We start from the raw sequence: 21866 nt of genomic DNA, 5'->3' as shown, positions 1-21866 counted from the left end.
CGGTGAAATCCGGACAACGCCGAGAACGGCCCCGGCCAGGACCGTGCGCCTGCCCGGAGTGTAGGGCTCCGGCTCCGCCGACGTGCGTTTAGCGGGCTAAGTGCGATCCCGCGGCCAGGCGCCCGACTTGCGTTTAGCCCCCTAATCGCGATCCCGCGGCCAGACCCCCGACATGCGTTTAGCCCCCTAATCGCGATCCGGCGGCAGCGGCCCCGAAATGCTTAGGCTCGCTAAGCGTCACGATTAGCCCGCGAAAGTCGACGCGCCCGGCAGCCGGTCAGAGGGGTCCTGGAGGTCACCTCTCCTACTTTTGCCGGTCTTTTTCCGACAGTCGATGATGTGGGCACCCGGGTTCGGTATAGGTTCCCCCGGGAGCAGACTCTCAGGGCAGGGGGAAGGCAGTGGCAACGGGCACGACGGTATTCAGCAGGGTGACGGTGGTCGCGCCACGCACCCGGATCGACGTGGCTTTGCCGGCTGACGTCGCGGTGGCGGACCTGCTGCCCATGCTGTTGGAGATGGCGAAGGAGGCGACGCCGGACGGCGGTGCCCGCCACGGCGGCTGGGCGCTGGCGAAGCTGGGCGACGCGCCACTCGACCCGAGCCGGACCCTCGCGTCCCTCGGTGTCGTCGACGGCGAGCTGCTTCAGCTGCGCAAACGCAACGAGAACCCGCCGCCTCCGCTGTACGACGACGTCGTCGACGCGATCGCGGAGTCGTCCCCGGACAGCTTCCGTCCGTGGACCAAGGAGACAGCGCGACGCTTCGGGCACATCGCGGGCGGTCTGGCGCTGTTCTTCTCGGCCCTCGCGCTCTTCAGCAGCGGGTCGTTCTACGGCGGCAACGCCCTGGCCGCCGCGATCGCGGGCGGTGTCGGCGCGATCGCGTGCGTCGCCGTCGGCGCGACGCTGGCCAAGGCCTACCAGGCCGAGGCGACCGGCGTGCTGATCGCCGCGACAGGCGGTCTGCCACTGGCCTTCGTCAGCGGGTTCTACATCGTGCCGGGGCTGTCCCTGTGGGCGAACCTGCTGCTCGCGAGCACTCTCGTGATCATCGTGGCGGCGGTCTGCATCCTCGTCATCGGTCACGGGATCACCACCTTCATCGCGGCCGCGACGACGGCCACGGTCTCGGCGCTGACGTTCCTGGCCGCGACGCTCATCGACACCCCGATCGCCGGTATCGCCGCCGGCGCCACCGCGTTCTCGCTGGCCTGCATCTCGCTCCTGCCGCGCGCGACGATCAAGCTCGCGGCGTTGCCGACACCGCACGTCCCCGGCAGCGCCGAAGAACTCAAGGAAGACTCGGGCTTCCCGGACTACCGCGCCATCGAGCGCCGCACCGCGGTCGCCCACCAGTACATGACCGGTCTGCTGACCGGCTGCGGCGCGGCCACGGCGCTGTTCGCGATCATCGCCTCGACGTCTCCGTCGATCTTCGGCCCGATCCTCGGTGTGATCGCCACGCTGGTCCTGCTTCTGAGGGCGCGGGCGTACGCGAACGGCGCGCAGGCCATCGCCCTGCTGACCACCGGCATGGTGTCCGGCGCGGGCATCCTGCTCGGGTGGATGTGGTCGGCTAGCCCGCTGAACCGCGTCCTGTTCGTGTTCGGCGCGCTGCTGCTGATCGGCGCCGGCGCGCTCGTGGTCGGCGTGATCTTCCCGAACCAGCGCTTCTCGCCGCCGCTGCGGCGGACCGTCGAGATCTTCGAGGCCATCTTCATCGCGACAGTGCTCCCGCTGGCGCTCGGCGTCATGGATCTCTACACGACGCTGCGGCACCTCAACTTCAAGTGACGACCCGATCGGATGATGCTCTGATGGCCGCAGCGCGGAAGTCCAGGGGGACGCGCGTCCGCCACCTCGGCGTCGCCGGACGTACCGGAACGGTGCTGCTGGCGGCCGGTATCGGCGTTCTCTCGCCGGCGTCGGTGGCGCTTCCCGCGTGGGCGCAGCAAAGCAGCGTCGCGCCGGACGCCGGCGGCTACTACGCGAGCCCGCCCCCGGTGGACAAGTCCAAGAAGCCGAACGACGACGGCAAGCCGGACAAGAACTACGAGCAGAAGACGCAGTGCGTGCAGCGCAGCAAGCTCGGCGGCGACCAGGTCGACATCAAGAACCGCCCGTGGGGCCAGGAATACCTGCAGATCAACAAGGTGCACGAGCTGATGCGCGGCGCCACCGGTTCGGTCGGCGGAAACGTCAAGGTCGCCGTGATCGACACCGGCGTCACCGCGCACCCGTACTTCAAGAACCCCGTCGAATCGGGTGGTGACTACGTCGCGACCCCCAACGGCGGCAAGGCACCGGGACTCGAGGACTGCGACGGCCACGGCACCGAGGTAGCGGGAATCATCGCCGCGAGCCCGCCCGACGCGAGCATCGGTTTCCGGGGGGTCGCGCCGGACGCCACGATCCTGTCGATCCGTCAGTCGAGCCAGAACTACGAAGAGGCGGAGAAGAAGGCCGAACCGCCGCCCCCGTCCAATTCCGCTCCTCCCGCGTCGTCGAACAATCCGGGATCGCAGCTTCCGCCGTCCTCGCAGGGGAACGGCGCGGTCGGCGGGGCGGCTGACGGAACGGCGCCCGAGCAGGACAAGGGCGGACGTCAGCAGGAGCAGGGCAAGAGCGCGGGGACGCTGAAGACGCTCGCGCAGGCGGTGGTCCGGGCCGTCGCCAAGGGCGCCCGGGTCATCAACATGTCGGTCGACAACTGTCGTCCGGCCACCGGCGGGATCACCGAAGGCGAGCAGCAACTGCAGGCCGCGGTGAACCACGCCGTCGAGAACGACGTGGTCGTCGTCGCGGCGGCGGGCAACGTCGGCGACAAGTGCCCGCAGAACGACCAGCCGGATCCCAAGTCGCCCAAGATGATCGTCACACCGCCGTGGTTCTCCGACGACGTCCTGTCGGTCGCGGCCATCGACGACACGGGTGGTGTCGCGGACTTCAGCGTCAACGGGCCGTGGGTCTCCGTGGCCGCTCCGGGCACCAAGATCATTTCGCTGGACCCCGCGGAAGGGTCGAGCAGCCTGGCCAACCTGACCATCGAGGGCAACGGGGAACCCGGCGCCATCCAAGGGACCAGCTTCGCCGCACCGTATGTCGCCGGCGTGGCCGCGCTCGTGCGTGCGAAGTTCCAGGGCTTGAAAGCGCGTGAGGTGATGAACCGGATCAAGGCGACGGCGCAGCACCCCGCGGCGCCGGGCGGCCGGGACAACTTCGTCGGCTTCGGGGTCATCGACCCGATCGCGGCGCTGACGGCGATCGTGCCGTCGGAGGCGGACAAGGCCAAGCCGGTCGCGCTGCCCGCGAATCTGCCGCCGTCGAACGACCGCGATTCCACCCCGATGATCATCGCGCTCGCCGGGACCGGCGGGGGCCTGGTGGCGCTGCTCGTCACGCTGTTCGTGGTGCACTCGGTCCGCCGCAACCGGCCGACCGCCTCCCCCGGCCGCAAGGCCCCCTAGGCGGAGCGACTTTAGCGGGCTAAAGTCGCTCCGCCTGCGGAGGTGCCTACTTGGCGGGCTTGGGCTTCGGGGCGGGTTTCGCCGGGGCGTCGTCCTCGCCGATCACGGGCGGGACCACCTGGCCGGGTTCGCCGACCACATCGGACGGTTTCGAAGCGGGCCGCGTCTTCGACTGGTGAGCCGTCCCGCCGCCTCCGCCCGCACCCATCCCCATCATGGGCGCCATCCCCATCGGCATCATCCCCGATCCCGACCCGGCGACCTGCCCCTGAGCCGGAGCGGCCTGCATCGGCGCGACCTCCGGGATCGGCGCCTGCCCTTGCTCGATCAGGGGTTCCTGCGAACCGGTCTTCCGGCTGTCTGCGGGATCGGCAGCGGACGGCGACGTCGACTGCTCCTCGGACTCGGTACCGGAATCCGCTTCAGCGGCGGCCTTCTCCGGCACCGGCGCGCTCGCCGGCTCGGAATCGTCGTTGAGCTTGAACTCGTCCTGCGGGTACCGATGGGCGATCTCGATGCTCCGCGAAGCGCCGTCAGGATCGTCGACGCCGTCACAAAGCCGTACGAAGCCCTCGATGACGTTACGAGCGGCTTCGAAGAGCGCCTTGGCCGACTCCTGCGCCTCTTCAAGCTGAGTCCGCGCCCGCCGGACGCCGCCGACCGGCAGCATCGCGGTCTCGGAGGTCAGTTCGGCCGTATCGACCAGGATCTCGACGAGGTCGGTCAGGATGCGACGGATCGTCAACACCAGCTCGTCGAGCGAACCCGCCAGCGTGGTGAGGGCGTCTTCGACGTCCGAGCCCGCGGCGTTGATGTCCACGATGTACTCGACGAACGCGTCAGCGTCCTTGCCGGACCACCCGGCGTCGAGACGACCGAGATCCTCCGACAGTTCTTTCGAGACGGTGCCTGCGGTCGCCGCCGCTTTTCGGAGCCGGTCCGCCTCGTCCTTCAAGTCCTCCCAGCGCCCCGACAGCGGGGTCAGGTAGGCCTCGACCGGATCGATCAGCCCCAGATGGCCCGCCAGCTCGGAGACGAAGGCGAGATGCGGTGCCGCAGCCTCGACCAGGTCCTCACCGCCCGAGCCCGTCGCGTTTAGGGGGCTAAACGCGATCTGGGCCGCCTCGGGAGCGGCGGCGCGAGCGGCCTTCGGGTGCGGGATGGAATCGGTCGGGTTCTCCGACTCGGCGATCATGCGGTTCAGAGCTCCACGGCGCGTTTGATCATCTGGGCGGCCTCGTCGTCGTGCCCGGCGTGCCGCGCGGTCACCGTGTGCAGGGCCTCCGACGCCGACCTCAGCGCGGTCGCGCCGTCCTCCAGCTGGCGCCGGATGGCCTCGGCCGCACGTCCGTAAGACGCGCCGAGGCCCAGCTCCTCCCCCAGCGCGCCGTGGGACTCGACGGTGATGCCGTCCCCGGTCACCTCCGCGGCCGCCAGATCGAGCTCTCCGGCGGCCGCCTCGACCCGCTTCGCATAGTCACCGACGACGGTGCCGTCGATCTTCAGGCCGGCCACTGCACCCTCCACTCACCCGATATCGCTTGGGCGTTGAGACGCGCGCGCCGTCCCGCGGGTTCCCGCGATCAGTTACCCGCCGGAGCCTGCTGCGACTGCGTGGCGACCGAGCCCGCCCTGTCGTCGATCGGCACCGTGTCGAAGGTGCGAAGCACGTCCTGTGTGTTCAGCGAAGCGCCGTTGGGCAGGATCCTGATGATGGACTCGGGCGCGGGTACGCGCTTGTTGAGCCCGATCGAGTCCGCCGTCACGGCGTCGGGAACGCCGTAGCGGATCCCGCGGTCGGAGATCAGCTGGATCGGCCCCTTGTCGAAGGTCTCCTTGCCGGTCGCCGACTGGACGACGGCCGCGAAACCCGGCTCCATGAAGAAGCTGTTGATCGGCGCGCCGACCGGACCGGGGGTGCCGATCTTGACGCCGGGCGCGGATCCGTCGGCGTTCCTGCCCTTCGGCATCTTGTCGTCGACGAAGACCGCCGTGTGCCCGTCCCGGTTGCTGCCTTCGCCGACAACGGACCAGCTCAGGCACGAGACCCGGGAACCCTGGGTCGCGTTCAGCACCGTCGGCACGGCCTGAGGGTAGGCGTCGAGCTCGACGAAGCCCTGCTGCCCCGTGGTCACCCGCGTGATGTTGCGGATCTTGCCCTGCGCGACGGACATCACCGAGGTGCTGCCGTCGTTCTTGCCGGTCTGGACGATGTCCGCGACCGCCGCGGAAACGGTCTGGATCCCTTCCCTCAGGATGAGGTGGAAGTCCTTCCGCCCTTCGGCCTGCTCCGTGGAGAAGACGTCGCCGACCTTCATGCCTTCGATCTCGTAGTTGGGGGTTTCCCCCTTGCCCTGAACTTCCGGCAGCTTCAGCTCGGGCACCTCGGGAATCGCGTCCAGCAGGCCCTGCGAAATCCCGCGAGGCTGATCGGGCAGCTTCAACGCGGAGAGGACGGCGTTCGCGTCGGGCTTGATCTCGGCCTTGACGGCGTTGGCGTTCGGCAGGTTGGGATTCGCGGCCAGCCGGTAGATCAGATAGGTCCTGCCGTTGGCGCCCTTGGCCAGCAGCGCCTCGTTCTGACCGAGCTCACGGTTCGCGAGCTGCGGCACACCCGCGTAGACGGTCGTCTCCGTCTTCATGAGATCGGGCTTCGGCACCGACGGGTCGTACATGACCTCGTCGCAGACTCCCCAGTCCGGGCTGACGCGCTGGGCTTCCGTCGGCATCAGCTGCGGGCCGTTGGGAATGCCCATGAGCTGGCCGCGGGGGATGCTCTTCAGCTGTTCATCCGAGACGACTGTGGGGTTCTTCACTTCGGAGGCCTGCTGCGGCCCGGAAGGCTTGGTCCCCGCCTGCTGCGCCCCCTGCTTCGACTGCGCCATGATCAGCAGCCGCGCGGAGGCGAGGTTGAAGGTCGGGACGAGTTTCTTCGGGTTCCCCGCCACGACGTACACCGTTCCGGACTGCTCGCCGATGACGATGTTGCCCGCTTCCGGCACGGAGGGCTTCGGGCTCAGAAGGCCCCAGATGACGAAGACCAGGACGCCCAGCGCGGCCAGCACGACGCCCACGATGGTCGCCCGCGTGTGCGTGCGCATCGGGTCGTGGAGCATGACGGCATCACGACGGACCAGCGCGGATTGCATCCGGCGCAAAACGAACTGATAAGCCTGAACTTGAGACTTAGTAGTCGGTGTTGATGGCATTCTCGACCTACAGTCCTCCCCGTCGCGGTACGGTTCCGCAGGATAGCCGTACGGGGACCGTCTGGTGTGGGGTTTCTACCAACTCCAGCTAGTGTCAAGTTCCTCGGGACCGGCTTTCCGGGTACGCAGCACGCACGAGGGGAAGAGAAAGCGCGGATGTCCGTCACCACTCCTCCACGTCCGCCCGGCCCTCCGGGGCCGCAACCTCCGGGTCGTCCGCCGGGGCCGCCACCCAGGCCCGGCAGACCAGGTGGTCCGGGTGGCCCGGCCGGAGGCCCGGGTGGTCCCGGTGCTCCTCGCGGTCCGCAGGGCCCTGGCGGCCCCGGTGGGCACGGCGGCCCTGGAGGTCCCGGCGGACCGCAGGGTCCTGGTGGTCCAGGAGGGCCTGGGGGCCCCGGTGGACCTGGCGGTCCGGGAGGCCCTGGTGGGCCAGGCGGCCCGAGCGGTCCTCCGCCCGGTGGCCCCGGCCCGCAGTCCGGTCCCCCGCCCGCTCAGACGGCACGCATCGCCGCGCCCACGCGGCGCCGGACCGGTGGGATCAACCTCGGTCCGCTGCCCGTGGCGAATCTGGTCGTGCTCGAACTCGGGCTCGCGATCGGTCTCGTCCTGCTCGCGATCGACATGAAGCTGAAGTACATCGCGATCGGTGTGCTCGGGTTCGCGATCATCATCGCGTTCCTGCGCTGGGGCGGCCGCTGGTTCACCCAATGGGCTGGACTCACCACGCGGTACATGCTCCGCTCGCACGATCGGGTGGCGAATCCGCTTCCGCCGAGCAGCATCGAGACGCTCGCCGCCGAAGAGGACGCCGTCACCGGTCCTGACGACGCGCGGGTGAACCTTCTCCGCCTCGCCGTTCCCGATCTCGTTGTCGCGCACGGCGTGGATCACGAACGCCAGCAGGTCGGCCTCGCGTGGAACGACGGGACGTGGACCGCGGTCCTGCTCGTCGAGCCCGCGCCCGCGCTGATCACCCAGGCGGGCGGCGCGCCGAGCCTGCCGCTGTCCGCGCTCGCGCCCTGCCTCGAGGACCGCGGCGTGGTCCTCGACTCGATCCAGATGATCTGGCACTGCTACCCGGGCAGCGCCGCGCTTCCGTCGGACTCGCCGGCGCTCAGCTCCTACATGGAGGTGCTCGGCCCGCTTCCCGCGGCCGCGCGGCGGACGACGTGGGTCGCCATCCGGCTCGACCCTCGCCGGTGCCCGGCCGCCATCCGCGAGCGCGGCGGCGGTGTCGTCGGTGCGCATCGCGCGCTGATCGGCGCGCTGTCGCGGGTGCGCAACGCCTTGGAATCGCAGGGCGTGCCGACCCGGCCGCTCGATCCGGACGAGTTGCTGCGGTCCAGCATTTCGGCCGCGGAACTGACCGCGGTCGCCGGTTCGCCCGCGAAAGTCGGTCTGCAGGAACGCTGGACCGGCGTCACCGCGGCGGGCATCGGGCACGCGAGCTACGCGATCACCAGCTGGCCGAAGGGCAAGATCAGCGGCAGCCTGAACGCGCTGACCAGTGTCCGCGCGCTGTCGGCGACGGTGGCGATGTCGATCTCGCCGTCCGCTGACGAAGGCAAGATCGGCCTGCGGGGGATCGTGCGCCTGAGCGCGCGGAACCCGCGTGAACTGGACGCGGCCGACCAGCGGCTGCAGGGCGTCTCGGACCGGCTCGGTGTGGCGCTGACGCCCTTGCGCGGCCTGCAGGTCTCCGGGTTCTCCGCTACTTTGCCGATCGGAGGCACGGCATGAGCACCCGCATGCGCGACGCCGGCCAGAGTGCCGGTGTCGCCCCGGAGTTCACCGTCGACCCGGCGATGCTCGACGCGATCAGCCCGTCCGGCGACCGAGGCGGGATCGTCCTCGGCTCCGGGCTCAAGGGTGAGCCGCTGACGATCTCCGCGCTGCGCTCGACGCCGACCCGGATCGTGCTGGTCGGTGGCCTGTACCTGGCTCGCCAGGTCGCGCTGCGGGCGATGGCTGTCGGGGCGTGGGTCGTCGTGGCGACCGGTCGTCCGGCCGCGTGGCAGGTACTCCCGCAGGCCGCGGGGAATCAGCCCAACGGCAGGCCTTCGCCGCTGGTGCAGATCCGGCGGCTGTCGCCGGTGGACCTCCCGCGCCCGTCCGAGGACGCGCCGCTGCTGGTCGTGACCGATGGCGGCCCGACACCGCAGGACTTGTTCCCGCCGCGGTCTCCGTGGCAGACGACGGTCTACGTGCTGCCGTACCTGCACCCGCAGGCCGGGGCGACCGCGAACGCGGCCGATCTGGTGCTGATGCAGCGGCTGCCGCCGGGGCAGGCGGAACTGGCCGCGCGGATCTGGCGGCTCCCGCCGCAGATGATGAAGCAGCTCACGACGCTGAAGGACGACCAGGTCGTCGCTCTGGGCCGGAACCTCTGGCGCCCGCTTCGCTTGGTCACCACGGCGAAAGAGCAGCAGCTACTGGGCCCCGTACGCCGCGGCGACTAACCGGCCGCGTCGACTTTAGCGGGCTAACCGTGCCCTGCGGGGGCATTGTCCACATCGGACAGTGCCCCCGTTTTGCGTCCTGCCCGCGTCGCGTTTAGGCGGCGAAAGTCGACCTGAGGCGGAAAGCGGGGCGGGAGTTCGGCCGTCAAGGGGCAATCGCGCCGGCTGTGGACAAGTCGGGGGTTGTGGATAAGTCGGCCCCGAGGAGCCGTTGACGGCCTACCTTGTCGGTCTTGTCGGTCACCGTGACGGGATGACCAATCCCTTCGATTCATCTCATCTTCCCGACGTCTTCCGCGGCTCCGAGGCACGCAAAGCGGGCCTAATTTCGGCGAGCCAGCTGCGTGGTTCCAGCGTCCGAAGGCTGTTCCAGGACGTCTACACACGCGCTGATGTCGAGGTCACGCACGAACTGCGTTGCCGTGGCGCCGCATTGCTGGCGCCGCCGGAAGCCGTGCTGACCGGGCGCTCGGCCGCGACCGTTCATGGCGTCGAGCTGGCCAACCCCAACGATCCGGTCGAGATGGTCGTACCGGAGAAACAACGCTTCGGCCCGATAGACGGCATCAAGATTCGACGGACCGAGGTCAAACCCGAGGAATCGAAGCCGTGGAACGGCATTCGTATCGCGAGAAAGAGTCGGATCGCACTGGATCTGCTACTCCGGCTTTCTCCTCGCAAATCCGGGTGGGTACGACGGCTCCGCATCGGCGTCCCGGATCTGGACCAGTTCATGAGGGCCACGAAACTGACCGATCTTCATCTCAACGGGGAGTTCTATGGGCGCCGCAATCGGGGAATCCGCTTGGCAAGACATGCTTTGCGGCTGTCAGACCCTCGCGCGGAGTCGCCACCGGAATCGGAAGTCCGCATCGTGCTGGCCGCGGCCGGCATCGCGGCGACACCTCAAGTCGAGGTCTTCTCCCGAACGGGTCACTTCATCGCTCGCCTAGACCTCGGCGACGAGGAGTTCAAGGTCGCCATCGAATACGACGGCCGATGGCACAACACGCCAGAGCAACGAGCCCACGACCGCAAACGCCGAAGACGGGCGGAGGCCGAAGGTTGGCGCTTTGTGATCGTGACCGCGGAGGACCTGGCGAACGACTTCAAAGGCATCGTCGAGTCCGTCTGGCGCGCCCGACGCGGCGCGTTTAGCCCGCTAACTGCGCCGCGGCCGGGTCAGGAGGAGGTGCGCATGGCGCGTGTTTGATCGGCGCGGGCCGCGAGTTCGGTGTCCGGCGGGTAGTCGACGGCCATCAGCGTCAGCCCGTGTGCGGGAGCGACAGCGCTGTCTCGCGTCCGGCTCTCCAGGAGGTCGCCGGGCCATGCCTGCGGACGACGGCCATCACCGACCAAGAGCAGCGCCCCCACCAGGCTGCGCACCATCGAATGACAGAACGCGTCAGCGGAGACGTCGACCTCGACCGCGTGCGGTCCGGTCCGCTTCCAGACGAGCTTCTGCAGCTCGCGAATAGTCGTCCCGCCTTCGCGCTGTTTGCAGAAGGCCGCGAAGTCCTGGAGCCCCAAGAGAGCCGCCGACGCCTCGTTCATCGCGTCGATCGAAAGCGGCCGACCCCAGGCCAGGGTGTCGTGACGCCTCAACGGATCCACGCCCCACGGCGCGTCCGAAACGCGATAGCGATAGTGCCGCCGCACGGCCGAGAACCGCGCGTCGAACCCGGGTGCCGCCACGCGGGCGTCCAGCACCCGCACGTCACCCGGCAGGTACCGATTCCAGCGGTAGCGCATCCGGCCCAGGTCAGGAATGCCCTGCTCGTCCAGTTCCAGACGCCCGGATCGCGTTTTGCCCGCTAAAGGCGACGCGTCGACGTGGACCACCTGGCCGGCGGCGTGCACACCGGCATCGGTGCGGCCGGCGACGACGACGGACTTCGGGACCGAGGCTCCTGGAGGCTGCTTCGCGAGCGCCTCTTCGAGGACCCCCTGCACCGTGCGCCGACCGGGCTGCCGCGCCCAGCCGGAGAAATCGGTGCCGTCGTAGGAAACATCCAGACGCAGACGAACGAGCCCGCCCTCCGCAGTGGGAGTGGCGGGCTCGTCCGGGGTGTTCGGTGCCGTCAGGACGTCAGTCCTTCTTGCTGTCCGCGTCCGCGGCGGGGGCCTCAGCGGCCTCGTCGGCGGCGGGAGCCTCGGTGGCCTCCGGAGCCTCGGTGGCGGCCGTGTCGGCAACCTCAGGGGCTTCAGTGGTCTCCTCGGCGGCCGGGGCGGCAGCCTTCGGCTCGTCCTTGGCGAACTTCGTCTTGCGCGCGGCCTCGGCCTCGGCGGTGACGGTCTTCTCGGCCACCAGTTCGATGACGGCCATGGGGGCGTTGTCGCCCTTGCGCGCCATCGTCTTGGTGATCCGGGTGTAGCCACCCGGGCGCTCCGCGAAGAACGGACCGATTTCGGCGATCAGCTTGTGCACGACGTCCTTGTCGCGCACGACGCGCTGGATCAGACGACGGTTGTGCAGGTCGCCCCGCTTCGCCTTCGTGATCAGCTTCTCGGCCAGCGGGCGCACCCGCCGGGCCTTCGCCTCGGTCGTCGTGATCTTGCCGTGCTCGAACAGCTGGGTGGCCAGGTTGGCCAGGATCAGCCGTTCGTGCGCGGGCGACCCGCCGAGACGGGGTCCCTTTGTGGGGGTGGGCATCGGTTCTCCTCGTTCAGCTCACAGCTGGAGGCCGGGGCTCCCCCACCCCTATCGGGGAGGGAGCCGAAGCTGGCCTTACAGCTGCTCCGTCTCTGCGTAGTCCTGGCCATCGTCGTGGCCGTTGTCCGAAATTCCGTCCGTGATGCTGTCGACGCCCTCGGACCAGCCTTCACCGTCGTAGCTGGCCGCGGCCGCGGTCGGGTCGAACCCGGGCGGGCTGTCCTTCAGCGCGAGGCCGAGACCGACGAGCTTGAGCTTGACCTCGTCGATCGACTTCGCACCGAAGTTGCGGATGTCCAGCAGGTCGGCCTCGCTGCGCGAGACCAGTTCGCCGACGGTGTGGATGCCCTCGCGCTTGAGGCAGTTGTACGACCGGACGGTGAGGTCCAGGTCCTCGATCGGCATCGCGTAGGCGGCGATGGTGTCCGCCTCCTGCGGCGACGGGCCGATCTCGATGCCCTCGGCGTCGACGTTCAGCTCGCGCGCGAGACCGAACAGCTCCACCAGCGTCTTGCCGGCCGACGCGACGGCGTCCCGCGGCGTGATCGACGGCTTCGTCTCCACGTCCAGGATCAGCTTGTCGAAGTCGGTGCGCTGCTCGACACGGGTCGCCTCGACCTTGTAGGTCACCTTCAGCACCGGGGAGTAGATGGAGTCGACCGGGATCCGGCCGATCTCCGCGCCCGCCTGCTTGTTCTGCAGGGCCGGAACGTAACCGCGGCCGCGCTCGACGACGAGCTCGATCTCGAGCTTGCCCTTGCCGTTCAGCGACGCGATGTGCAGATCCGGGTTGTGCACGGTGACACCGGCCGGGGGCACGATGTCGGCAGCCGTGACCTCACCGGGGCCCTGCTTGCGCAGGTACATGGTGACCGGCTCGTCCTCTTCCGAGGAGACCACGAGCTCCTTGAGGTTCAGGATGATGTCGGTGACGTCTTCCTTCACCCCGGGAACGGTGGTGAATTCGTGCAGCACGCCGTCGATGCGGATGCTCGTCACGGCCGCGCCCGGAATGGACGACAGCAGCGTACGACGCAGCGAGTTGCCGAGCGTGTAGCCGAAGCCGGGCTCCAGCGGTTCGATGGTGAACCGGGAGCGGGTCTCGTTGACCGTCTCTTCGCCGAGAGCCGGCCGCTGGGAAATCAGCATCTTTCCTAATTCCTTTCCAAACGGCGCCCGCCATATGACACCGAAAGGGATGGCGAAGCGGTGGCGCACTCAGGACGCCGCCGCCCGTGCCCACACCGGGCCGGGGAAACCCCGGCCCGGTGATGGATCACTTCGAGTAGAGCTCGACGATCAGCTGTTCCTGGACCGGAACATCGATCTGAGCGCGCTCCGGGAGCTGGTGGACCAGCACACGGAGGTTGGACGGAACGACCTGGAGCCACGCGGGAACGGGACGCTCGCCGAAGGACTCCTTGGCAGCGACGAAGGGCAGCATCGCGAACGACTTCGGCCGAACGTCGATGATGTCCCACTTCGTGACCTGGTACGACGGGACGTTGACCTTGACGCCGTTGACCACGAAGTGACCGTGGCTCACCAGCTGACGCGCCTGACGGCGGGTGCGGGCGATACCGGCGCGGTAGATCACGTTGTCCAGGCGGGACTCGAGGATCTGCAGCAGGTTCTCACCGGTCTTACCGGGACGCCGGACGGCTTCCTTGTAGTACCGGACGAACTGACGCTCGAGAACGCCGTAGGTGTAGCGAGCCTTCTGCTTCTCCTGCGACTGCAGGAGGTACTCGGACTCCTTGATGCGCCCGCGGCCGTGCTGGCCCGGCGGGTAGGGGCGACGCTCGAAAGCCTGGTCGCCGCCGATGAGGTCAACCTTGAGGCGACGCGAAATACGCGTCGCGGGGCCGGTGTAACGAGCCATTTCTTCTTACTCCTCCCCGTTCCTCAGACCCGGCGCCGCTTGGGCGGGCGGCAGCCGTTGTGAGGCTGCGGGGTCACGTCCTGGATGGTGCCGACCTCGAGGCCGGCCGCCTGCAGCGAGCGGATCGCCGTCTCGCGGCCCGAACCCGGGCCCTTCACGAAAACGTCGACCTTCTTCATGCCGTGTTCGGCAGCCTTGCGGGCGGCGTTCTCGGCGGCCATCTGCGCGGCGAACGGGGTGGACTTACGCGAGCCCTTGAAGCCCACGTGACCACTCGACGCCCACGCGATCACGGCACCGGTCGGGTCCGTGATCGAGACGATGGTGTTGTTGAAGGTGCTCTTGATGTGCGCGTGACCGTGCGCGACATTCTTCTTTTCCTTACGGCGGACCTTCTTGGCCCCCGCCGCAGTACGAGACTTCGGTGGCATGTTCTGAGGGTTCTCCTGTTAGCGCGCGTTCTCTTGGTGAGCGGCGACCGCTTCGGCCTGGCCGCGCCGGATGATCGATCCGGCGTCGGTGTACAGGTTGCGGAGCGCCATCGGGCGGGCGTAGAGCGCCTTGGGCGAGACACAGGCCGAGCCGCGGCGGTGAACGCCGCCCATGCGCACGACCTTCTTGCCCTGGACGCTCACTTCTTGCCAGCCTTCTTCTTGCCGGCGACCGTCTTCTTCGGACCCTTGCGGGTGCGTGCGTTGGTCTTGGTGCGCTGACCACGGACGGGAAGTCCGCGACGCCAGCGAAGGCCCTCGTAGCACCCGATCTCGATCTTCCGACGGATGTCGGCGTTCACCTCACGGCGAAGGTCACCCTCGACCTTGAAGTTCTCCTCGATGTAGACCCGCAGCTTGGCGAGGTCGTCATCGCTCAGATCCTTGACGCGGGTGTCCGCGTTGAGCTCGGCAGCCGCGACGAGCTGCTTCGAGCGGGTACGGCCGATGCCGTAGATGTAGGTCAGCGCGATCTCCAACCGCTTTTCGCGGGGGAGGTCTACGCCAGCGAGTCGTGCCATTGGCGTTGATGCTCCTTCATAGAATTCATCTCCAGGTCTGCTCCCCGTCCGGTCCCGGGACCGACTCGCCTGTCGTGCCCTTGGCTTGCGCTTCGGGTGTCCCGGCCCCGGCCTGAAGTCCGAGGGTGAACCGGGCCGTTCGCACGGCCCGGCAGGTGCGGGGAGATTGTGTAGCCGTCAATCCACTCTGTTACGAGTGCGAGTGATCAGCCCTGCCGCTGCTTGTGCCGCAGGTTCTCGCAGATCACCATGATCCGGCCGTGACGGCGGATCACCTTGCACTTGTCGCAGATCTTCTTGACGCTCGGCTGAACCTTCACGTCTCCTGCTCTCCTGCTTGTGCTAACTCGTCGTGATCACTTGTAGCGGTAGACGATGCGACCACGAGACAAGTCGTAGGGCGAGAGCTCCACGACAACCCTGTCCTCGGGCAGGATGCGGATGTAGTGCTGCCGCATCTTGCCGCTGATGTGTGCAAGGACCTTGTGGCCGTTCTCCAACTCGACGCGGAACATCGCGTTGGGGAGCGGCTCGACTACGCGGCCTTCGACCTCGATGGCCCCGTCTTTCTTGCCCATGTCCTCCGCATTTCCTGTCGCTACGCTGTGTTATCAGTCAGAGCTTGAGTGCTTGGCTGGGTGGTGCTTCGGCACACTCCTCCCCGGGTCCAATGTCCGTTCGCGAGAATTCACGAGCGCGCAGGATCCGGGCGCGATGAGTACACCGACTTGACAGTGTACGCAACCCGTGTCGTGAGACCCAAACGGGGGGTAACTGTGTTAGGTGACCCCTGAGCCCGCTGAGTGCGACCTTCACCATCGTACGCCTACGCCGACCTGCGTTTAGCGGGCTAAACGCGCTCTGTCGGGCAGGCGACGTGGGGCGCTCGGCGGACGGGGTGCGCCCGATGAGGGCAGCGGGCGGGCGCCTCATCGGCGGACCCGGTCACTGCGCCGACCGGCGGGCGGACTTGCGTTTCGCGGGCTAACCGCGCTCCCGGCGCTCTCGCCTTTAACGGGCTAAACGCGATCCGGCGATCGCGATTAGGGGGCTAAACGCAGGTCTGGGCGCACTTGCGTTTAGCGGGCTAAACGCGATCCGGAGGGGGTCAGGCGTCTTCGGGGGCGGTGAGGATCCACGGGCCGTCATCGGTGATGGCGACGGTGTGTTCCCAGTGCGCGGCCCGCGAGCCGTCCGCGGTCACGACGGTCCACCCGTCCTCGAGCTCGACGGTCTCACCGCCGCCACCGGTCAGCATGGGCTCGATCGCGAGCGCCATGCCGGTCTTGAGCCGCGGCCCCTTGCCCGGTTTGCCCAGGTTCGGCAGGAACGGGTCCATGTGCATCTGGCGACCGATCCCGTGGCCGCCGTACTCGACGATCATCCCGTACTCGACGCCGTCTTCCTGACCGGCCTTCTCGGCCGCGGTCTGCACGGCGTGCGAGATGTCCGTGAGCCTGCCGCCTGACGACACCGCGGCGATCCCGGCCCACATCGCCGCCTCGGTGGCCGCCGAGAGCGCCAGATCCGCCTTCGACACCTCACCGATCGCGAGAGTGACCGCCGAGTCGCCGTGCCAGCCGTCGAGGATGGCGCCGCAGTCCACCGAGATGATGTCGCCGTCGTTCAGGACCTGCGTCTTCACCGGGATGCCGTGGACGATCTGCTCGTTCACCGAAGCGCAGATCGACGCCGGGAAGCCGTGGTACCCCTTGAACGAGGGCACCGCGCCGGCGTCACGGATCGTCTGCTCGGCGAGTTCGTCGAGATCGGCCGTGGTCACTCCGGGCTTGGCGATCTCCCGCACCGCGGTGAGCGTGCGCCAGACGACCAGACCTGCGGCCCTCATCGCCTGGAGCTCGCCCGGGGTCTTGATTTCGATCATGCGCCCACGACGAAGCCGTTGCAGTACACGCAGTCCTCCGAGGTTCACGTGCGGTCGCGCAGCGCTTCCAGCACGCGGGCGGAGATCTCGTCGACCGAGCCGACGCCGTCGACCGTGACCAGGATTTCCGCGTAGTACTCGAGCAGCGGAGCGGTCTCGGACACGTAGATCTGCTGACGGCGGCGGATGACCTCTTCGGTGTCGTCCGAGCGGCCGCGGGACAGCAGCCGCTCGACGACGACGTCTTCCGATACCTGGAGCTGGATGACCGCGTTCAGTTCGGCGTCGACCTCGCCCAGGATCTCGCCCAGGACGTCGGCCTGCTTCGTGTTCCGGGGGAACCCGTCCAGCAGGAAACCGACCTTGGCGTCGGGCTCGGCGAGACGCTCGCGCACCATCTCGTTCGTGACCGAATCGGGCACGAGTTCACCGGAGTCCAGGTAGCGCTTGGCTTCCTGGCCCAGCGGCGTCTGCTCGCCCACGTGGGCGCGGAACAGGTCGCCGGTCGAGATGTGCGGGATCCGGAGCTTCTCCGACAGTGCTACCGCCTGAGTACCTTTGCCCGCGCCAGGAGGGCCAACGAGAACCAGGCGCGTCACTTCAAGAACCCTTCGTAGTTACGTTGCATCAGCTGGCTTTCGATCTGCTTCACGGTGTCGAGACCGACACCGACCATGATCAGCACAGCCGTGCCACCGAACGGGAAGTTCTGGTTGTTCCCGCTGCCGGTGACGGACAGGAAGAAGTTCGGAAGGATCGCGATGATGCCCAGGTACAGCGAGCCCGGCAGGGTGATCCGGCCGAGGACGTAGCTGAGGTACTCCGCGGTGGGGCGGCCCGGCCGGATACCCGGGATGAAGCCACCGAACTTCTTCATCTCTTCCGCACGCTCGTCCACGTTGAACGTGATCGTGATGTAGAAGTACGTGAAGAAGATGATCAACGCGAAGTACAGCAGGACGTGCGCCCAGCTGGACTGGTTGACGATGTAGTTCTGGATGAAGACCTGCCAGCCGGAGTTGCTGTTGGCGTCGCCGACGAGGCGGCTGATCAGGTCCGGCAGGTAGAGCAGCGACGAGGCGAAGATGACCGGGATGACACCGGCCTGGTTCACCTTGATCGGCAGGTAGGTCGAGGTCCCGCCGTACATGCGGCGGCCGATCATGCGCTTGGCGTACTGCACCGGGATCCGGCGCTGGCCCTGCTCGACGAAGATGACGCTGGCGATGATCACCAGGCCGAACACGCAGATCAAGGCGAAGACGCCGCCACCCGCGCTGCTGAGGATGTTGCCACCCTCGATCGGGATGCGGGCCGCGATGTTCAGGAAGATGAGGACGGACATGCCGTTGCCGACGCCGCGCTCGGTGATCAGCTCACCCAGCCACATCATGACGGCGGTACCGGCGGTCATCGTGACGACGATGATGGCCAGCGTGTAGACGCTGTTGTCCGGGATGATCGCGGTGTCGCACTGCGGGAAGAGCTGCTTGCGGTCGGCGAGCGCCACCACGCCAGTGGCCTGCAGGACCGCGAGAGCGATCGTCAGGTACCGGGTGTACTGGGTCAGCTTGCCCTGGCCGGCCTGGCCTTCCTTCTTCAGTTCCTCGAACCGCGGGATGACCACGGTGAGGAGCTGGACGATGATGCTCGCCGTGATGTACGGCATGATGCCGGTCGAAAACAGCGACAGCTGCAGCAGTGCACCGCCACTGAACAGGTTCAGCAGCTGATAGACGCCCTCCTGCGACCCGGTCTCAGTACATTTCTGTACCGCGGAGTATGAGATGCCCGGGGCCGGGATGGTGGCACCGATTCGGTAGACCGCGACGATGGCTAGCGTGAACAGGATCTTCTTACGTAGATCCGGCGTCGCGAGAGCCGAGCGGAAGGCGCTGAGCACGCGGGGGACCTCCTCGGCGTCGTCGGCTGTCGTACCGACGATCGGCTTGGCCGACCTGGGGCCGGCGGGAACACACAGCTTTCTGGCACAAGCCAGGAACGCTTCGGGGCACACTCGTCCCGAAGCGTGTCGCCGACTCTAACAGCTTCACAGGGCGTGTCCGCAGTGCGTGTGGGTTTTCCGGACGAAGGTTGGTCCGCGAGGTTGATCGACTTGTGCATCTCGCTTCGGAACCTTGACAGATCGCCCTGTCGTCCGCGCTTTCCTGACCCCGTCGGATCGCACTTAGCCCGCTAAACGCACCGTGATCAGGAGCTCGAAGCGGCGAGGACTCCAGCCATGCCGAGGAGCACGACACCGGTGCCGCGGTCGACGTTGCGAGTCGCGCGGCGGGACAACCGGAGCGATTTCACGAGCGCGCCGGCCCCGATGTACGTCGCGCCCGCGACGAACTCGGCGAGCAGGTAGATGGCGCCGAGAATCGCGATCTGCGCAGGAAAAGAGCCGTGAGCTGCGTCGATGAACTGGGGCACGAACGCCGTGAAGATGAGGATCGCCTTCGGGTTCGTGATCGCGACGACGAACTCCTTCCGCGCGATCCGCGAGGCCGGTACGGGTTCAGTGCCTCGCGGCGCTTGGACCAGCGAGGTTCGCCCGGCATGGAACGTCGACCACAGCAACCGCCCGCCGATCCAGACCAGGTAGGCGACGCCTGCCCATTTGATCACCGTGAGTGCAAGCTCCGAGGCGGCGAGGAGTTGCCCGAGGCCTGCCGCGACGGCCGTGATCAGCACCGTGAAAGCGGCCAATCGGCCTAACAGGCCCGCGAGCCCTTTCCATGCACCCTGTGTCATGCCGTGGTGCAGGCCCAGCAGGTTGTTCGCCCCTGGCGTAAAAGCGACGAGCACCGCCGCTCCGAAAAAGACCACTGCCCAAGTCATCGGCCACCTCCTCCCCCACCGTATCGGCGGCCGCGAGCGCGTTTAGCGGGCTAATCGCGCACTTTCGAGCCCGTCTCAGGGGGTGGCGCGAAGGCTGAATAGTCCGGTAGCTCGGGTTGTGGCTCCGGCGGGAGCATCGTGATGGAGATTCCGTCCTTCGGCGTCGGCATGTCCGCGAGGCTCGGGTCGCTCACTGGGACCTCGTCCGCCTGGACGCGATGAGTCATGACGGCCGCGCCCGCCGCGGCGGCGGCTGCGGCGAAAAGGGCCCACATGCCGGCGTCGAGCGTCAGCGTTCCTTCCGCGGGTGCTCCCAGCTGGCGTCCGATTCCCAGCATGGCGACGGTGGAGACGACGCCGATGAGGAACACCGCAGCGATGGTGGTGAGCCATCGGTCCAAAGTGCCCGGCCGTCGCAGCCGGGCGGCGCGGGCGGCGGCGATCGCGGCCGCCAGGAGGATCACCGCGGCGACCAGAAGAGGAACACCGACGGGCGACGTTCCCATGACGAAAGCGGGATCGTTGCGCTGGAGGATCTTCGTGTCCCAGGCGCCTTGGACGACGACCGCGATCTTGTCGCTGCGGTCGAAACTGAGCCGATATTCCGTGGTGAAGAACGGGAAGAAGCAGCCTACGAGGACCAAGACCGACGCCAGGACCGTCAGGCTCGCCGCGACGAGCCTGCGGGGCTCGGGGTGGTCGGTCCTCCCCCGCCCGGGTACCGGATCCATGGGGCCGGAGACCGACACGACCGTCGGCGGAGCGTCCGGCTGCTGCTGGAAGGATCGCGGATTCTGCCCGGGAGGTGTGTCCACCTTGCGATCCTTCCAGGCCAGACCCCTGCACGCCACGCTCGCCGCCCAGACGGGCACGTCGCCTTTAGCGGGCTAAACGCGATCCGGGCGGCGGGCACCTGGGCGACCGACGGACTTGCGTTTAGCCCCCTAATCGCGATCCGGGGCCGGAAGAGCTCCCCGCGCCCAGATCGCGATTAGGGGGCTAAACGCAAGTCTGCGGGGGCGCCGGGAGCGGAGTGACCGGATCGCGATTAGGGGGCTAAACGCAGGTCGGAGTGAGCGCAAGCGAAAGGCCCGCCGGGCGGAGCCGGGCGGGCCTTTCGGTGAAGCGAAGGCTCCCGCAGCGAAGCGGAGGGAGCCGGGTGAAGCGGGAGAGCTCAGAGCGTGGTGGCGGAGCCACCGGCGGCGGAGAGCTTCTCCTTGGCGGAGCCGGAGAAGGCATCGGCGGTGACGTCCAGCTTGACGCCGTTCAGTTCACCGTTGCCGAGCACCTTCACGAGCTTGTTCTTGCGGACGAGACCGTTCGCGACGAGCTCCTCGTTGCCGACCTTGCCACCGTCCGGGAACACGCGGGCGATGTCGCCCAGGTTCACGGGCTGGTACTCGGTGCGGAAACGGTTCTTGAAGCCGCGAAGCTTCGGCAGCCGCATGTGGATGGGCATCTGCCCACCCTCGAAACCGGCGGGCACGTTCTTCCGGGCCTTGGTGCCCTTGGTACCGCGACCGGCGGTCTTGCCCTTCGAGCCCTCACCACGGCCGACGCGCATCTTCTCGCGCTTCGCGCCCGGAGCCGGACGAAGGTGGTGGATCTTGATGGCAGTCATGCCTTGACCTCCTCGACCTCCACCAGGTGGCGGACCGTGTGGATGAGGCCGCGAACCTGGGGGGTGTCTTCACGCACGACACTCTGCCGGATCTTGCGCAGCCCGAGGGTGCGCAGCGATTCACGGTGGTTGTGCTTCGTGCCGATCTTGCTCTTGACCTGGGTCACCTTGAGCTGAGTCATGTCAGACCCCCTGGCCCGCGCGCTGACGCAGCATCCGAGCCGGGGCGACGTCCTCGAGCGGGAGACCGCGGCGGGCCGCGACCTCTTCGGGACGCTGCAGACCCTTCAGGGCCGCCACGGTCGCGTGCACGATGTTGATCGCGTTGTCGGAGCCAAGCGACTTCGACAGCACGTCGTGGACGCCCGCGCACTCCAGCACCGCGCGCACCGGGCCACCGGCGATGACGCCGGTACCGGCCGAGGCCGGACGGAGCAGCACGACACCGGCGGCTTCCTCACCCTGGATCGGGTGGGGAATGGTGCCACCGACGCGGGGAACGCGGAAGAAGTTCTTCTTCGCTTCCTCGACGCCCTTGGCGATGGCCGCGGGAACTTCCTTGGCCTTGCCGTAGCCGACGCCGACCTGACCGTCGCCGTCACCGACGACCACCAGGGCGGTGAAGCTGAAGCGACGACCACCCTTGACGACCTTGGCGACGCGGTTGATCGTCACGACCTTCTCGAGGTGCGGGGTCTTGTCCTGGCCGGCCCCGCCACGGCCGCTGTCGCGCCGGTCACGGCGGTCGCGACGGTCATTGCGGTCGTTGCCGCCCTGTCCGCCGGGTCCACCCTGGCCGCCGCCGAATTGCCGTGTACGTCCCGGCATCAGG

General features: G+C 68.0%; 25 protein-coding genes. 5 read left to right on the top strand and 20 right to left on the bottom strand.

Annotated elements, in window-relative coordinates:
• Positions 1-431: 431 nt before the first annotated feature.
• The gene (gene eccD, locus ACFOSH_RS10980; protein WP_378238830.1) at positions 432-1796 is read left to right on the top strand and encodes a type VII secretion integral membrane protein EccD; all 1365 of its coding nucleotides are present in this window, start codon (positions 432-434) and stop codon (positions 1794-1796) included.
• Between the two features lie 23 nt (positions 1797-1819).
• Positions 1820-3469 (top strand): type VII secretion-associated serine protease mycosin, encoded by a 1650-nt coding sequence (gene mycP, locus ACFOSH_RS10975; protein WP_378238620.1) that lies wholly within the window; start codon positions 1820-1822, stop codon positions 3467-3469.
• Between the two features lie 46 nt (positions 3470-3515).
• Here the strand turns inward: mycP and ACFOSH_RS10970 are convergent, their stop codons facing one another.
• The 3 genes from ACFOSH_RS10970 to eccB form a co-directional block, all read right to left on the bottom strand.
• The gene (locus ACFOSH_RS10970) at positions 3516-4664 is read right to left on the bottom strand and encodes a WXG100 family type VII secretion target (RefSeq protein WP_378238618.1); all 1149 of its coding nucleotides are present in this window, start codon (positions 4662-4664) and stop codon (positions 3516-3518) included.
• Between the two features lie 5 nt (positions 4665-4669).
• Complete coding sequence (locus ACFOSH_RS10965; protein WP_378238617.1) at positions 4670-4984, bottom strand: hypothetical protein; 315 nt, start codon at positions 4982-4984, stop codon at positions 4670-4672.
• 68 nt (positions 4985-5052) lie between these two features.
• Positions 5053-6678: a type VII secretion protein EccB gene (eccB, locus tag ACFOSH_RS10960; protein WP_378238616.1), complete on the bottom strand. Its 1626-nt coding sequence runs from the start codon at positions 6676-6678 to the stop codon at positions 5053-5055.
• A 558-nt stretch (positions 6679-7236) separates the two neighbouring features.
• On the opposite strand from eccB, the gene eccE reads away from it, so the two are divergent.
• The 3 genes from eccE to ACFOSH_RS10945 all read left to right on the top strand — a co-directional run bounded on the left by eccE (position 7237) and on the right by ACFOSH_RS10945 (position 10350).
• A complete protein-coding gene (gene eccE, locus ACFOSH_RS10955; RefSeq protein WP_378238615.1) occupies positions 7237-8418 on the top strand; it encodes a type VII secretion protein EccE in 1182 nt (393 codons plus the stop codon).
• On the top strand, positions 8415-9137 hold the full coding sequence (locus ACFOSH_RS10950; RefSeq protein ID WP_093938471.1) for a hypothetical protein: 723 nt from the start codon (positions 8415-8417) through the stop codon (positions 9135-9137). The genes eccE and ACFOSH_RS10950 overlap by 4 nt, the downstream gene beginning before the upstream one ends.
• A gap of 253 nt (positions 9138-9390) precedes the next feature.
• Entirely contained in the window at positions 9391-10350 is a 960-nt protein-coding gene (locus tag ACFOSH_RS10945; protein ID WP_378238613.1) for an endonuclease domain-containing protein, read from the top strand.
• On the opposite strand, the gene truA is transcribed toward ACFOSH_RS10945, so the two are convergent.
• From truA to rpsE, 17 genes are all read right to left on the bottom strand, one after another.
• A complete protein-coding gene (truA, locus tag ACFOSH_RS10940) occupies positions 10320-11153 on the bottom strand; it encodes a tRNA pseudouridine(38-40) synthase TruA (RefSeq protein ID WP_378238829.1) in 834 nt (277 codons plus the stop codon). The genes ACFOSH_RS10945 and truA overlap by 31 nt on opposite strands.
• 73 nt (positions 11154-11226) lie before the next feature.
• Positions 11227-11790: a 50S ribosomal protein L17 gene (gene rplQ, locus ACFOSH_RS10935; RefSeq protein WP_378238611.1), complete on the bottom strand. Its 564-nt coding sequence runs from the start codon at positions 11788-11790 to the stop codon at positions 11227-11229.
• 75 nt (positions 11791-11865) lie between these two features.
• Positions 11866-12939 (bottom strand): DNA-directed RNA polymerase subunit alpha, encoded by a 1074-nt coding sequence (locus tag ACFOSH_RS10930; RefSeq protein WP_005166811.1) that lies wholly within the window; start codon positions 12937-12939, stop codon positions 11866-11868.
• Between the two features lie 127 nt (positions 12940-13066).
• Positions 13067-13672, bottom strand: coding sequence for a 30S ribosomal protein S4 (rpsD, locus tag ACFOSH_RS10925; RefSeq protein WP_005166810.1), 606 nt, complete (start codon positions 13670-13672; stop codon positions 13067-13069).
• A gap of 23 nt (positions 13673-13695) precedes the next feature.
• Entirely contained in the window at positions 13696-14103 is a 408-nt protein-coding gene (gene rpsK / locus ACFOSH_RS10920) for a 30S ribosomal protein S11 (protein ID WP_004558885.1), read from the bottom strand.
• Positions 14104-14121: 18 nt separating this feature from the next.
• Positions 14122-14307, bottom strand: a complete 186-nt coding sequence (locus ACFOSH_RS10915; protein WP_005166807.1) for a hypothetical protein — start codon at positions 14305-14307, stop codon at positions 14122-14124.
• On the bottom strand, positions 14304-14684 hold the full coding sequence (rpsM, locus tag ACFOSH_RS10910; RefSeq protein ID WP_101612179.1) for a 30S ribosomal protein S13: 381 nt from the start codon (positions 14682-14684) through the stop codon (positions 14304-14306). Before rpsM ends, ACFOSH_RS10915 begins: the two co-directional genes overlap by 4 nt.
• Before the next feature lie 206 nt (positions 14685-14890).
• Entirely contained in the window at positions 14891-15004 is a 114-nt protein-coding gene (gene rpmJ, locus ACFOSH_RS10905) for a 50S ribosomal protein L36 (protein ID WP_004558882.1), read from the bottom strand.
• A gap of 36 nt (positions 15005-15040) precedes the next feature.
• Complete coding sequence (gene infA / locus ACFOSH_RS10900; protein WP_005166804.1) at positions 15041-15262, bottom strand: translation initiation factor IF-1; 222 nt, start codon at positions 15260-15262, stop codon at positions 15041-15043.
• 530 nt (positions 15263-15792) lie between these two features.
• On the bottom strand, positions 15793-16569 hold the full coding sequence (map, locus tag ACFOSH_RS10895; protein ID WP_378238610.1) for a type I methionyl aminopeptidase: 777 nt from the start codon (positions 16567-16569) through the stop codon (positions 15793-15795).
• A 44-nt stretch (positions 16570-16613) separates the two neighbouring features.
• Positions 16614-17168: an adenylate kinase gene (locus ACFOSH_RS10890; RefSeq protein ID WP_378238609.1), complete on the bottom strand. Its 555-nt coding sequence runs from the start codon at positions 17166-17168 to the stop codon at positions 16614-16616.
• On the bottom strand, positions 17165-18472 hold the full coding sequence (secY, locus tag ACFOSH_RS10885; RefSeq protein ID WP_378238608.1) for a preprotein translocase subunit SecY: 1308 nt from the start codon (positions 18470-18472) through the stop codon (positions 17165-17167). Before secY ends, ACFOSH_RS10890 begins: the two co-directional genes overlap by 4 nt.
• Before the next feature lie 308 nt (positions 18473-18780).
• A complete protein-coding gene (locus ACFOSH_RS10880; protein ID WP_378238607.1) occupies positions 18781-19413 on the bottom strand; it encodes a LysE family translocator in 633 nt (210 codons plus the stop codon).
• Positions 19414-19463: 50 nt separating this feature from the next.
• Complete coding sequence (locus ACFOSH_RS10875; protein WP_378238606.1) at positions 19464-20228, bottom strand: hypothetical protein; 765 nt, start codon at positions 20226-20228, stop codon at positions 19464-19466.
• Between the two features lie 359 nt (positions 20229-20587).
• Complete coding sequence (rplO, locus tag ACFOSH_RS10870) at positions 20588-21034, bottom strand: 50S ribosomal protein L15 (RefSeq protein WP_378238605.1); 447 nt, start codon at positions 21032-21034, stop codon at positions 20588-20590.
• Entirely contained in the window at positions 21031-21216 is a 186-nt protein-coding gene (rpmD, locus tag ACFOSH_RS10865; protein WP_076163011.1) for a 50S ribosomal protein L30, read from the bottom strand. Before rpmD ends, rplO begins: the two co-directional genes overlap by 4 nt.
• Before the next feature lies 1 nt (position 21217).
• The gene (gene rpsE / locus ACFOSH_RS10860; protein WP_378238604.1) at positions 21218-21862 is read right to left on the bottom strand and encodes a 30S ribosomal protein S5; all 645 of its coding nucleotides are present in this window, start codon (positions 21860-21862) and stop codon (positions 21218-21220) included.
• Positions 21863-21866: the final 4 nt, after the last annotated feature.

The sequence above is a fragment of the Amycolatopsis speibonae genome (genome assembly GCF_042647925.1).
Lineage (GTDB): Bacteria > Actinomycetota > Actinomycetes > Mycobacteriales > Pseudonocardiaceae > Amycolatopsis > Amycolatopsis speibonae.
Note: the sequence above shows the minus strand (reverse complement) of the source record. Positions and strands in the feature narration are given on the sequence as shown.